This is a genomic window from Ruminococcus sp. YE282 (assembly GCA_900101355.1).
In the GTDB taxonomy this organism is placed as follows: Bacteria; Bacillota; Clostridia; order Oscillospirales; family Acutalibacteraceae; genus Ruminococcoides; species Ruminococcoides bromii_A.
The window spans coordinates 53095-66096 of record FMUV01000008.1 but is presented as its reverse complement, the minus strand read 5'-3'; the positions used below and the strand labels follow the sequence as shown (position 1 = coordinate 66096).

12 protein-coding genes are annotated in these 13002 nt (G+C 38.8%); 9 read left to right on the top strand and 3 right to left on the bottom strand.

The window, feature by feature from the left end:
* The coding region (locus BLP46_RS13275; protein WP_318259437.1) for a transposase at nucleotides 1-281 on the top strand (281 nt) is incomplete at its 5' end.
* 163 nt (nucleotides 282-444) lie between these two features.
* Here the strand turns inward: BLP46_RS13275 and BLP46_RS04535 are convergent.
* Together BLP46_RS04535 and BLP46_RS04530 are read right to left on the bottom strand one after the other, a co-directional pair.
* Complete coding sequence (locus tag BLP46_RS04535; RefSeq protein WP_092976301.1) at nucleotides 445-1305, bottom strand: hypothetical protein; 861 nt, start codon at nucleotides 1303-1305, stop codon at nucleotides 445-447.
* A gap of 197 nt (nucleotides 1306-1502) precedes the next feature.
* Nucleotides 1503-2942 (bottom strand): dockerin type I domain-containing protein, encoded by a 1440-nt coding sequence (locus BLP46_RS04530; protein ID WP_092976298.1) that lies wholly within the window; start codon nucleotides 2940-2942, stop codon nucleotides 1503-1505.
* Nucleotides 2943-3356: 414 nt separating this feature from the next.
* Between BLP46_RS04530 and spoIIID the strand changes: the two genes are divergently transcribed.
* The 3 genes from spoIIID (at nucleotide 3357) to BLP46_RS04515 (ending at nucleotide 5552) form a co-directional block, all read left to right on the top strand.
* Nucleotides 3357-3632: a sporulation transcriptional regulator SpoIIID gene (spoIIID, locus tag BLP46_RS04525; RefSeq protein WP_092976295.1), complete on the top strand. Its 276-nt coding sequence runs from the start codon at nucleotides 3357-3359 to the stop codon at nucleotides 3630-3632.
* Nucleotides 3633-3761: 129 nt separating this feature from the next.
* A complete protein-coding gene (locus BLP46_RS04520; RefSeq protein WP_092976292.1) occupies nucleotides 3762-4967 on the top strand; it encodes a DegT/DnrJ/EryC1/StrS family aminotransferase in 1206 nt (401 codons plus the stop codon).
* A 279-nt stretch (nucleotides 4968-5246) separates the two neighbouring features.
* On the top strand, nucleotides 5247-5552 hold the full coding sequence (locus BLP46_RS04515; RefSeq protein ID WP_143000447.1) for a hypothetical protein: 306 nt from the start codon (nucleotides 5247-5249) through the stop codon (nucleotides 5550-5552).
* Between the two features lie 4 nt (nucleotides 5553-5556).
* Here BLP46_RS04515 and BLP46_RS04510 read toward each other — a convergent pair whose 3' ends face one another.
* Nucleotides 5557-6582, bottom strand: coding sequence for a CPBP family intramembrane glutamic endopeptidase (locus BLP46_RS04510; protein ID WP_092976286.1), 1026 nt, complete (start codon nucleotides 6580-6582; stop codon nucleotides 5557-5559).
* Nucleotides 6583-6866: 284 nt separating this feature from the next.
* Here BLP46_RS04510 and metF point away from each other — a divergent pair, with 284 nt between their 5' ends.
* The 5 genes from metF (at nucleotide 6867) to BLP46_RS04485 (ending at nucleotide 12988) form a co-directional block, all read left to right on the top strand.
* Nucleotides 6867-7730: a methylenetetrahydrofolate reductase [NAD(P)H] gene (metF, locus tag BLP46_RS04505; RefSeq protein ID WP_092976283.1), complete on the top strand. Its 864-nt coding sequence runs from the start codon at nucleotides 6867-6869 to the stop codon at nucleotides 7728-7730.
* Nucleotides 7727-8371, top strand: a complete 645-nt coding sequence (locus tag BLP46_RS04500; protein WP_092976280.1) for a hypothetical protein — start codon at nucleotides 7727-7729, stop codon at nucleotides 8369-8371. Before metF ends, BLP46_RS04500 begins: the two co-directional genes overlap by 4 nt.
* On the top strand, nucleotides 8361-10748 hold the full coding sequence (locus BLP46_RS04495) for a homocysteine S-methyltransferase family protein (RefSeq protein ID WP_092976277.1): 2388 nt from the start codon (nucleotides 8361-8363) through the stop codon (nucleotides 10746-10748). Before BLP46_RS04500 ends, BLP46_RS04495 begins: the two co-directional genes overlap by 11 nt.
* A 23-nt stretch (nucleotides 10749-10771) precedes the next feature.
* Nucleotides 10772-11824 carry an acyltransferase gene (locus tag BLP46_RS04490; RefSeq protein WP_092976274.1) on the top strand — a complete coding sequence of 351 codons (1053 nt, stop codon included), beginning with the start codon at nucleotides 10772-10774 and terminating at the stop codon, nucleotides 11822-11824.
* Between the two features lie 96 nt (nucleotides 11825-11920).
* Nucleotides 11921-12988 (top strand): acyltransferase family protein, encoded by a 1068-nt coding sequence (locus BLP46_RS04485; RefSeq protein WP_092976271.1) that lies wholly within the window; start codon nucleotides 11921-11923, stop codon nucleotides 12986-12988.
* Nucleotides 12989-13002: the final 14 nt, after the last annotated feature.

Sequence of the window (13002 nt, the reverse complement as noted above, 5' to 3'; positions counted from 1 at the left end):
ATTCGGCTAAAATTGCTATGTCTGATTGGATTAACTCCGCACTTGACAGTGATATTCCTCAACTTCAAAAGTGTGCAAATACTATGATGAATTGGCTTACAGGTATTCTTAATTCATTTTCTTCCACTATCACAAACGGCTTTACTGAAGGTTGCAACAACAAAATCAAAGTCCTTAAACGCAACGCTTACGGTTACAGAAATTTCAACCGTTTTCGTAATCGTATTTTACATATATTTTCTCTTAAATCTGTCAATTGTCAAAAACAAGCGACAACTTGACGCTATCGCTTGTTTTTAATATTTCATTCATTTTCATTTTTTCGGGTTACCCCAATTATTGACATTGAGCCAATTAAAATTTGCGGCAAAAACTAAGGCTCCCACTTTTGTGGGAGCCTTTTTGAACAAATACAGTTCTTTTAATTTTATTCAGGATTAAGGATTAATATCCCCAACGGTCAAAGAATCTTACACCCTGGAAAGTAAGAATGTAGTTTTGGCTTTCGTGGAAAGCACTCTGAACAAGTGATGGATTGTACATATACAATAATCTGTGCTGAACAGCATCCATATTTTGGTCAAAGATATATTTTACTGCGTTCTTGCAATCCTGGTTTGTGCCTTTGTTTGTGCTGCCTGTGTAATGATAATTTTCAATAACAGAAGCTACGCTTGTATATCCGTCAAAACAAATTGCATCTTTAACGGATTGTGCAATAAGGCAAGCTCCGATAAATCCGCCGGAACCAAACTCGCCCATACAAAGTCTTTCAAGCAAATCTCTGTCTTCTTCGGAAAGTGTTACCTGTGAACAATGATATGATTTGTCAGGATTGTCAATTGCAATGATATATCCTGCGTCCCACTGTTCTTCATAATCGGCAGGTGTGTCAACCGGAATAGCGGTTGCAAACTGAATATATTGGTCTGAAGACTGTGACGACTGACCGTTAGAATTTGAGTTGTTTGAATTTCCCTGGGCTGTTGTAGCAGCAGCCTTGGTTGTCGGCTGGGTAGTAGCTTCCGGTTTTTTTGTAGTTTCAACAGCATTTGTTGTTTGTGCTGCGGTAGACGCTTCGGTTGTTCCCTCGGTCTGTGCTGCCGTAGTAGGAGGAACAGTTGTCGGATGCTGAATCTCACCAGTGCCTAATGAACTTCTGTATTTTGGATTAACGTTGGCTGAAGCAGAAGTTTGGGTGGACTCCATTGGACTTGAGACCACGACTGTTGCGGCAACTATAAGGCAAAGCACTAAAAGCACGCATAAAAGTACAACATTTGTTCTATTGAAAAATTTTTCCAATGGATATCACCTTACCTGTAATTTAAAATATTATTCCGTATAAGCAATTATACCACAAAGCTTTTGATAATTCAAGGTCAAATAAGACATATATAATGCAAATTTGGGTAAAAATTTCAGGCAATCTTGGCAAAATCTACTATTGGATGCAAAATTTATTCTATTGTATGTGTTGCTTATTAAAATTTAATGTTTTGTTATACAAGAGACATTTGAATCTTTGTAACGTCAATTACGTCAATTGTTCCGTCTTGGTTAACATCTGCCGCAGCAAGCTGTTTGCTGTCAAGGCTGACTATGTTTGCAAGATATTTTTGGATTAAGGTTGCGTCGGCAATTGTAAGAACGCCGTCTCCGTTTACATCGCCAAGGATAACGTCGGGTTCCCTCTTAATGCAGTCGCCTGCAAGAACAAGGCTTGCTGTTGTGTTAGGGTTGTCTGCAATTACGGCATAAACCTGATTATCCTTTATCAAAAGTCCGTAGCATTTTCCGTTGAGCTCGGCGTCGGTTGTATACTCGTTAAGCTCTCCGGTTTTAATATCGTAATAGTAAATCTTGTTGTCGGTGTTGCAATACAAAATTTTGTCGCATTCGTCCAGGCTCATATATCCGCCTACCCAGTAGCTGGTGCCGCCGGCGCTCCAGCGTGCGTTAAACTTGTTTACAACCGTTGCGCTGTCGTTGGTTTCATCGTACTTAATCATACACTTTTCATATTCGCTCTTGTATTTGTTATCAATGGCAAAGAATGTTCCGTCAGAATAGCACAGGCGGGTGTTTAGTCTGTGAAGCATATCGTAATTATCATATTTCTTGCTGGTTGCCGGATAATATGATTCATAATCTGTATGAGCGCTGAAGTTAGTTCCTGACTGGAACGCCTCGTCGCTGTACAGGAAATAAGTGTGTTGAACATGTCCCGGTTTGTCTGCTATCGGGTCGTCCCATGTTGGGTCAACATTGTAGTATTCGCCGTCAATCTTTACCTTTAGCCAAGCATGGTTCATTTTTGCCGAGGAAATTATTTCGCTGTCAATTCCAACAAGCGAAAGAAGTCTTGCATAAGCAAAAGCATACGCGATGCACTGACCTTTGCCCTCCGTCAAAAGGTTGTACATAGATGGGTCATATGCATATTCGGTTCTCAGAACAAGTTCATCGTGCAGAATCACAGCTTTTTGAACATCGCTCATTGAGTTGTCAACCAATGCAAGGTATTTGTCAATAACCGAGTCAAGGGTTTGCTGCTTTTCTTCAATCTCGCTTGTTGAATATGAATACTTAGGAACAATTACTGTTGCATAATTTCCGCTTATGTAATAAGAACAAGCTCCGGTAACATAGAATAATCCCGGATTGCGGTATGTAACAACATACATAAGTTCGCTTACATCGCCGGTAGACAATTTGCAATCAGAAATGTCTATATGTTGTTCAAGATTTTTGATTCCGTCTGCCACTTTGTCGCAGGCGTCTTTGTTTTTAAGATAAAAGCTTTCGTCAAATGAAACTACACCTTCGGTCTGTGCAGCCGATGTTGTAAATACAGCCGCAGAAGAAAGAGATGTAATTACAATTATCAATGACAGAATGATTGAAATTGGTTTTGTAAATACAGATTTGTTTTTTGTCATATCCTTACACCTCATTTAAGATATTAAGAAACCGTATTGGATAATTATGGTGATTTCTTAATCTTAATATACCATTAATTTGTTTAAATTACAAGTTTAATCCAAAATATTTTTATATAAAATTTCCAAAATATATTAATTGGCATTTTTAACAATAAATTAAAACGAGGCGGAAGAAAAAGTTCTTATATCTTGTTTTTGGTGCTATATGTTGCCAAAAATGTTTTTGATTTTTTTAGACCGTGCGTGAAACCTTGGCGCAAGACTTCACGGTGTTTAAGCACCTGTCTTTAATATTTTGCCAAAGCCATTAATCAGTGACAAAAAGGCGAGTGTAAGAAACTCTGAAAATCAAATAGAATACAGTCCAAAAAGCCTGCATATAAATTAGCAAGACTGATAGGAGGGCTTTTTGTGAAAGGAATAGTGGAGAAACGCGCAGCAATGTTGGGCGAGTATATAATAGAAAGCAAAGCAACCGTCAGAAAGGCGGCAAAAAAGTTCGGCGTAAGCAAAAGCACCGTACATAAAGATGTCAGCCAAAGGCTCAAGGTGCTCAATCCCGCAATGTACCGTGAGGTGCGGCAAATTCTTGATACAAACAAAAGTGAACGCCACATAAGAGGCGGAATGGCTACAAAGAACAAATATCTGAAAGAACGGCAGGACAAGGCGACAAAAAATCGATAACAAGTTGCTTGTGTAAAAATTCATTTGATAATCTTTACTTTTATTTATAAATGATGTATAATCCGATATATATGTTTATAAATAGAAGTATCTGTCATCAGATGTTTATTACACAAGGAGATTTTAAGAATGAGGAAAATTCCTTTTTCTCCGCCGGACCTTTCCCAGGCGGAAATAGACGAAGTTGTCAAAGTCCTGAAATCAGGCTGGATTACAACCGGCCCCGAAACAAAGCTGTTTGAGAACAAAATCGCAGAATATTGTCACGTTAACAAGGCAGTATGTCTGTCGTCACAAACCTCTTGTGCTGAGCTGACGCTCCGTATTCTCGGCATAGGTCCCGGGGACGAGGTTATTGTTCCCGCATATACTTACACGGCAACCGCTTCAATAATTTATCACGTTGGCGCTAAGCCGGTTATGATTGACTGCAAGTGCGGAAGCTACGAGATGGATTACGACAAGATGGAGGCTGCGATTAATCGCAACACAAAGGCCGTTATTGCGGTTGATTTGGCAGGCGTCATTTGTGATTATGACAGAATTTATGAGGCTGTTGAACGCAAAAAGAATGTGTTTAATCCCAAAAACGAACTTCAGGAGAAATTCGGAAGAGTTTTTGTTATTGCCGACGGTGCCCATGCGTTCGGGGCAAGACGACACGGAAAAATGTGCGGTGAAATTGCCGATTTTACCAATTTCAGTTTTCACGCCGTAAAAAATATGACCACAGCCGAGGGCGGCGCAGCCGTGCACAGACTGCACGATGGTATTGACGAAGAGGATATGTACAAACAGTATATGCTTCTTTCACTTCACGGTCAGACCAAAGACGCTTACCAGAAAAATAAGGTTGCCGCTTGGGAGTACGACGTTGTTGACACTCAGTATAAGTGCAATATGCCTGATGTGCTTGCGGCTTTGGGTGTTGCTCAGTTATCAAGATATGAAAAAATACTTGAGCGCAGACACGAGCTTATCAAACTTTATAATGAAGAATTTAAGGATTTGCCGATTCAGGTGCTTAACCATTGTGACGAAACTCACCGCAGCAGCGGACATTTGTATTTTGTTCGTTTCATCGGCAAAGATGCGGAATACAGAAACCGCTTTTATAATATGATGGCTGAGAACGGAATTATGTGCAACGTTCACTTTAAGCCGTTGCCGATGCTTTCCGCATACAGCAAAAAGGGCTTCAGAATTACAGATTTTCCGAATGCATATAATATGCATAAAAATCAGCTTACTTTGCCGCTTAATACTACCTTGTCGGACGATGACGCATGGTATATAATCAGCACCTTTAAGCAGTGTATAAATACGCTGAAATAAAAAAACAATTGTCGGAGGGTTTTGCCCTCCGATTTTTATTGTCCGTTTTATAGGACATATTCTCCGCTATAATTAAGATAGTGCAAAGATAATCCGCCTCTAAGACGGCTGGATTTGTTCAGAGTTTCAATAATTTATAATTTAACACCGAAATTCTGAGAAACTAAAGCTCTTTTGCACTGATTGAATTTCGGCGCAGGTTCTGCTTTTTGCAAGTAAGGCAGAATGTTGCTTCGATTTGAATTAAATACAGACCCGACAAATTGTCGGTGTTGAATTGTGATTTTAAACAAGACGGGAACAGCGGAGGTTAAGATGTTAAATTTATGCGTATTTATTTTTATTGTCAATGCGGTTGGCGGTTCCGCACGGATGATTTTGTGCGGCAGAAAGAGCAAAAAATCGCGCCTTGTTTATGCGTATGAGGCAAGACGGCGCAGAGAGGCACGCCGCAGGCGTTCGTCATACGAGAAGCGCACGGCGGCAAAGCACAGAAGATTGTATGCACCAAAATCATATGAAAATACAATAACATATAAAAATCAGCGCAGGGCAAAAGAACCCCTGCGCTGTTGTTTTGTATGAGATATTACGAAATTCTTGTTACAACGGTCAAAAGAATCATTAAGATGAAGGCTGCGATTGTCAGCGGAGCAGAAAAATAAACGGCTGTTTTTCTTAATGTACCGATTTGAAATCTGCCTTTGTCGAGTGACAGATTTTTGCGTTTTCTAATAAGTTGAACAATTAACAATATGGGACCTGCAACGATAAAAATCAGTGTTATAAGGATGGCTAAACAATATATTATTGAAATTGCCGTGTGCTTTGTAAACATTGCGTGAATTACAAATTCGGAATCTTGACTGTTCAAAATGTCTCCTATAAAAATTTTGGAAAGGACAATCAAGAATGAAAGCAAATTGTTTATTAAGTGCGTGACCATACAAACCCATATTGAATTTGTTTTGATGTATATTATACATAAAAACATTCCGCAAAAAGTTGCCATAACAAATTGCGAATTGTTGGTGTGCCAAAGTCCGAATGACAGCCCGGTAACAATTACCGCAAACCATTGTCCCATTGCTTCTGTGTTTCTGAATAGTGACGCCCTGAAAAACAATTCTTCAAAAAACGGTGCCATCAGAGCCGTGGGAATAAAATACATAACCATTCCGAGAATATCGTTTTCCGATGTTATTAAGGAGTCAATTCCGGAACTTTGAGAATCTTGTACAAAAACACCTATTATTAAATTTGAAATTATTCCGAGCAGTTGGCTTACGCCTATTGTGATTGCCACCCACTTAAAGCACCAGCCGAATGAGCGTTCGGATTTTCTAAAGATGGATTTATAGGTTAAATTTTCCCTTTTGCCCGCTGTTTTTGAAAAAATCAGAAGCAACAGCGGAATCAAAATCAGATATACGGCAATATATGTCAGAGCATATGTAAATTTCGGGTTTTGCCAAATTGAGCCGTATTTTGATTTTACAATCAAAGTTTTCAAAAGATAGCTGCCAACAGCTGTTACTGCCAAGAAAATCAGCAGAAGCAGTGAGTTTGAATTGGAGATTTTACGAATTTGTTTGTTAATTGCTTTGTTGTTCATTTTTTCACCGCAAATTTTTATAATGATATTTGTTAAATATGAATTGCCGTTTGTATACGTTTTAGTTTATTATTTATATGTATAATATATTTAATTTTGTCGCTTGTCAACAAAAATGCAAAATTTTGTACTGATATATAAGAACTGTTGCCTTGCAGTGAATAAAGTCTGTGGTAAAAATATCACAATTTTTAGTATAAATCAGTATTGTTTAGATGATTTTGTTGTGGTATAATAAAATTTAAGATTGCGATAATTAGAACTATGAAATAAGAGGAATATTAATGAAAATATCACAACTGTTTAAAGACACCGACAAAACTGTGTTTTCCTTTGAGGTTTTTCCGCCCAAAAAAGATTCGCCGATTGAGTCGGTTTACAGCAAGCTTGAAGAAATTTGTTCGTTGAAACCTGACTTTATCAGCGTAACCTACGGTGCAGGAGGTACGGTAGGACACAGCCGAACAGCAGAAATAGCTTCAAAAATAAAAAATGATTTCGGCGTTGAATCCGTTGCCCATCTTACCTGTGTAAACAGCACAAAGTCTGATATAGACGCAAATCTTGACGATTTTGTTCAATGCGGAATTGAGAATATTCTTGCTCTCAGGGGCGACTACGTCAGCGGAGTTGAGCCCAAAAAAGAATTTGTCTATGCAAGCGATTTGTGCAGCTACATAAAGAAAAAGGGCGATTTTGATATTGCGGGAGCCTGCTATCCCGAGGTTCACATTGAAGCAAAAGACGAGGTGGAAGATGTTCTTAACCTTAAAAATAAGGTTGAAGCCGGAGCGGAACATCTTATAAGCCAGTTGTTTTTTGACAATTCGGTATTTTACAGATTTTTGGAGAGAACCAAAATTGCAGGAATCAATGTGCCGATTGAAGCGGGAATTATGCCTGTAACAAACAAAAAGCAGATTGAAAGAATGGTTTCAATGTGTGGCGCAAGTCTGCCTGCAAAGTTTTCAAAGATAATGCAAAAGTATGAAGATAAGCCTGAAGCACTGCGTGATGCAGGAATTGCATATGCGGTTGAGCAAATTGTGGACTTGATTGCAAACGGAGTTGACGGCATACATCTTTATACTATGAATAATCCGTATGTTGCCCGCAAAATTACTGCGGCAATAGCCAATTTGTTATGATAAACCTTGATAAACTTAATCGGAATGAGGCAAAACGCTACCTTGGCGGAGCGGGAATAAAGCTGAACGACAAAATGCAGGCGCTTATGGACGAATGTGAAAAAACAATTTTGTCGAATGTTTCGCCAAAGTATCTTTATTCCGTAATAGATTTGCCGTGCGAAGAGATTATCAGCGGCAACGATATAAAAAATCACCTTGACGGATGCGAAAAAGCAGTTATGATGTGTGCAACCCTCGGTAACGGCGTTGACAGAATCATAAGGATTGCACAGGTTGCGGATATGTCTCGTGCCGTTGTGTTGGACAGTTTTGCAAGCGTAGCCGTTGAACAGCTGTGCTGCAAGGTTGACGAGCTGATTGCCGAAAAATATCCCGAATATAATATGACTTTCAGGTTTAGTCCGGGATACGGCGACTATCCGATTGAAATGCAAAAATATTTTCTGAACCGACTTGACGCTCCACGGAAAATCGGATTGACAACAAATGATAACTTCCTTTTGATGCCTGCAAAGTCAGTTACGGCTGTTGCTGGTCTTTCAAAATCACCCATAGAGAAGAAAAAGCGCGGATGTGCTGTTTGCAATCTGCGTGCTACGTGTAAATTCAGGAGAAACGGAGAACATTGTGGATTTTAAAAAATTTTGCAATGAAAGGGAATTTGTAATTCTTGACGGTGCAATGGGCACCCTTATTCAGGAAAGTAAAGCAAAGTATGAGCACGTTCCCGAAACATTGAATGTTACAACCCCAAAGCTGATAGAATCATTTCACAGAGCCTATATTGAAGCAGGCTCTGATATAGTGTACGCCAATACTTTTGGCGCAAATTCATATAAACTTAAGGACAGCGGATATTCGGTTGATGAAATCATAAAATCCGGTGTGGCAATTGCCAAAAATGCGGCAAGCGGAACTTCGGCACTTGTTGCACTTGATATAGGCCCGATAGGCATGCTGCTTGAACCCGCAGGTTCGCTTTCTTTTGAAGACGCATATGAGTATTTTAAAGAGCAGATTGTTGCGGGAATTGATGCGGATATAATAGTTTTTGAAACTATGACGGATTTGTATGAGCTTAAGGCTGCAATTCTTGCCGCCAAAGAGAACTGCAATAAACCAATTATTGCAACAATGACGTTTGAGCGTAACGGCCGTACTTTTACGGGTGTTGCACCTGCTTGTGCTGCTGTAACGCTTTCGGGGCTTGGGGTTGACGCTATCGGAGTGAACTGTTCGCTTGGTCCCGACGAGTTGGAACCTGTTGTGAGCCAAATGACAAAATACACCGATTTGCCGCTTGTTATAAAAGCCAATGCGGGCTTGCCTGACCCGAACAGCAATAAGTATGATGTTATGCCCGACAAATTTGCCGACTGCGTTTTGTCGCTTTTAAAGTATGGCGTAAAATTTATAGGCGGCTGCTGCGGAACCACTCCCGAATACATTAAAGAGATAAAAAAGGTTCTCGCTGACAAAACATATCAGCCATGTGCAAAAAGTGTTGATACTATGGTTTGCAGCTCAAGCATGGCTGTTGAGATAAACGGTCCGAGAATTATCGGTGAACGAATTAATCCGACGGGCAAAAAGCTTTTTAAGCAGGCGCTGGTTGAGAACAATATTGACTATATTCTTACTCAGGCTTTAAGTCAGGTGAGCGGCGGTGCCGAAATTCTTGACGTTAATGTCGGTCATCCCGAGATTGATGAAAAAAAGATGATGGTGCGTGTGCTTAAGGCAATTCAAAGCGTTTGTGACGCACCGCTTCAGATTGACTCAACAAAACCAGATGTTCTTGACGCAGGCTTGAGGTGCTATAACGGCAAACCGATAGTTAACTCGGTAAACGGCGAAGAGAAAAGCCTTTCGTCTGTTTTGCCATTGGTAAAGAAATACGGAGCCTCTGTTGTCGGACTTACACTTGATGAGGGCGGAATACCGAAAACCGCAGAGGGCAGATTTGAAATTGCCAAGCGCATTGTAGAACGTGCTGAAGCAATCGGAATTGACCGCAGAGATGTTTATATTGACTGCCTTACACTGACGGTTTCAGCCGAGCAGGAAGCTTGCAGAGAAACGCTTAAAGCTTTGCATAGGGTGAAAACGGAGCTTGGTTGTAAAACCTGTCTTGGAGTTTCAAATATTTCTTTCGGTTTACCTAACCGAGAACTTGTAAACCGTACATTCCTTACAATGGCACTTGAGGAGGGTCTTGACCTTCCTATTATCAACCCGAACATTGACTCTATGACAGGCGCTGTAAGGGCGTACAGGGTGCTTTCGGGCATTGACAAAAATTCAAATGAATTTATTGAAAAATATAACGACGCTGCGTCTGCGGTAAAAGCGCCTAAGCAAAACTCGGAAATGGATATTCCGACTGCCGTTTATGGCGGCTTGAAAAGCGAAGGTGCGTCGGCGGTGCAAAGGCTTCTTGATGACAATACCGACCCTATGGTAATTGTCAATGAGATGCTTATTCCTGCGCTTGACAGAGTAGGAGAAGATTTTGAAAAGAACAAAATCTTTTTGCCGCAGCTTATTCAGAGCGCAAATGCGGCACAGGAGTGCTTTGAGGTAATAAAAAAGCACATTGCCGCCACAAGCGGTTCCCCTGTCAGCAAAGGCAAAATTATTCTTGCGACCGTAAAGGGCGATATTCATGATATAGGCAAAAACATCGTTAAGGTGCTTTTGGACAATTACGGATATACGGTTGTTGACCTGGGACGTGACGTGCCGCCCGAGCTGATTGTTCAGACGGCAGTTGAACAGGATATAAAAATGATAGGACTTTCGGCTCTTATGACCACTACCCTAAAGAGTATGGAAGATACCATAAAGCTCGTCAGAGCAACAAAAGAATTGCAAAATCCGGACGGCTCAAGCAAATGTGTGGTTTTTGTCGGTGGTGCGGTGCTGACAAAGGAATACGCAATGAAAATCGGTGCGGACTACTATTGCAGAGACGCCAAGGAAAGCGTAGACACAGCCAAAAAAGTGTTAGGGTAAAATTAATTGGAGGACAATATATCATGAAAAACAATTCTGTTAGAAAATCCGGAAAAATAACTAAAGTAAGGGAGAATAATTATGATTTGCTGAGAATTATTTCGACATTTGCTGTTATTTTAATTCATGTTAATGCATTTTATGTTTCAAAAATAACAGATTTTAATTCAAGTTTATATTGGATTGGAAGCGCAATTAATATAGTCACAAGATTTTCAGTTCCGTGCTTTGTTATGCTTTCGGGTGCGTTTTTGCTGTCAAACCCGAAAAACAAGGATTATAAAACTTTTTATAAGAAAACATTCTCAAAGATATTTTTACCGTTTATTGTAATTTCAATTTTGCTGTTCCTTTTTTCGGAAGGTTCCCGAATTATATCGCATGCTTCTTTATGGCCACCTCTTGAAAAAATACTGATTGGCGATTATTACAACCTGTGGTTTATGTTTATGTTATTCGGTCTGTATATTTTTGTTCCGATAATTATAAGGGTAAAAGAATCTGTAACCAATAAGTCCTATTGTATTGCAGCTGTTATTTGGCTTATATTCTCAATTATAAATCAGCTTACTACCGCATATAAACTGTCATATGCATTTGGAGTTGTATTTTCGTACATGGGATACTTTATTGTCGGAAATGTAATATATGAAAATTTAAGAGGCAAAAAAAATGCCATAGTATTTTTTATATTATCAATGGCATGTTTTTCAGTAACTTTTATATATAGATATTTTACAGGAAGCAGTTACTATTCATACAGTAAGTATGCAAGCTTTTTTGTGCCTTTTGTAGCGCTTGGTTCTTTGTGTATATTTATTGCATTCAGCAATATTAAAATAAACAGAAGCTTTGCAAAACTTTCGTCAAGAACATTTTATATTTATATGTTTCATACAGTAATATACTATGCAATACTAAATTTAATTAAAGACAGAATTCCGCTAAATTCGTTGATAATGACGTTGCTTGTCACAGTTGTAACATTTTTGTTGGCGTGGTTTGCTTCGGTAATATTTATGAAAATTTGGAGCTTTTGTGAGAATAAAATAAAGGACAGGGGACGTACTGACTGATTGGTCGATAATTGTACGTAATTAAGTAAATTTGTGTTTTTGTTTTACATAAGCTTTCTCATAACTTATGACCGATTTTAAGTGGGGGAAGTCAGTATGGGAAGTGACGTGAGTACTTTAAGGAGTAAGAACTATAATGCTGTGGATATAGCCAAATTTATTGCGGCTTTTTTGGTAATGACGGTTCATTGTTCGCCGTTTGCTTCATATAACAGCGAATTTAATCTTTTTATTATAAGCACGTTTTCAAGATTTGCTGTTCCGTTTTTCTTTGCCTGTTCGGGTTTTTTCTTTTTTAAAAAACTAAAATGGCAGGACGGCAAAATAGTAAACTGCAAAGAAAACAGAAGTGTATTGTTTAAATACATAAAAAGAGTAACTGCTTTATATGTTTTATGGTCGGCAATATATTTGATTTGGGATGTGTTTGAGTGGCATAAATCGGGCTGGCTTTCTTTACACGCATTTATTGATTTTGGAATAGCGTTTGTTAAAATAGGTTCTTACTATCATTTGTGGTATGTTATCTCTCTGATTTATGCTACAATTTTCGGTTACTTGTTACTGTCTTTTTTAAACAAAAAAGCCGTAGCGGTTTTATCTGTTGTTTTGTACTTAATAGGTATTCTTACATATTCATATAACTGGATAAATATCTTACCGATTAATATTTTAAATTCAACGGAAAATCATCTTGACGTGTTTTGGACATCGGTCTTCAGAGCATTTCCGTTAATATTCATCGGTTATATTGCCGGAACATACAAACCAAAAAGAAAGGTTAAGGTTGATGCTTTTTTATTTGCAATATCGCTTGTTTTTCTGCTGGTTGAGTATTTTCTGCTTCACAGCTTTACAGATAATAACGAAAAATATTCATATATATTGTTCACAATTCCGTGCGAGTTTTACTTATTCAGAATATTGATTAATACAAATGTCAATATTAAAGCAAACACCGGAAAAATGCTGAGGGGAATGAGCACTTTCATTTATTGTGTTCATCCGTTGATTTTGGGTGTTATGGGTCTGGTTTATTCGATTGACAGCTTTAACAGTTCGCTCAATTATTTAATTCTGGCTGTGATTAGTGTCGGCGTATCTTACTGTGCAGTAAGTTTATCTCACAAAAAGGGCTGTCGTTTTCTTGCATACCTTTACTGATATTTGAGTGTTTT

Coding starts and splice junctions, on each gene's coding strand:
- BLP46_RS04530 (WP_092976298.1), bottom strand. CDS start 2,942: ATGACAAAAAACAAATCTGTATTTACAAAACCAATTTCAATCATTCTG.
- BLP46_RS04520 (WP_092976292.1), top strand. CDS start 3,762: ATGAGGAAAATTCCTTTTTCTCCGCCGGACCTTTCCCAGGCGGAAATA.
- BLP46_RS04510 (WP_092976286.1), bottom strand. CDS start 6,582: ATGAACAACAAAGCAATTAACAAACAAATTCGTAAAATCTCCAATTCA.
- metF (WP_092976283.1), top strand. CDS start 6,867: ATGAAAATATCACAACTGTTTAAAGACACCGACAAAACTGTGTTTTCC.
- BLP46_RS04500 (WP_092976280.1), top strand. CDS start 7,727: ATGATAAACCTTGATAAACTTAATCGGAATGAGGCAAAACGCTACCTT.
- BLP46_RS04490 (WP_092976274.1), top strand. CDS start 10,772: ATGAAAAACAATTCTGTTAGAAAATCCGGAAAAATAACTAAAGTAAGG.
- BLP46_RS04485 (WP_092976271.1), top strand. CDS start 11,921: ATGGGAAGTGACGTGAGTACTTTAAGGAGTAAGAACTATAATGCTGTG.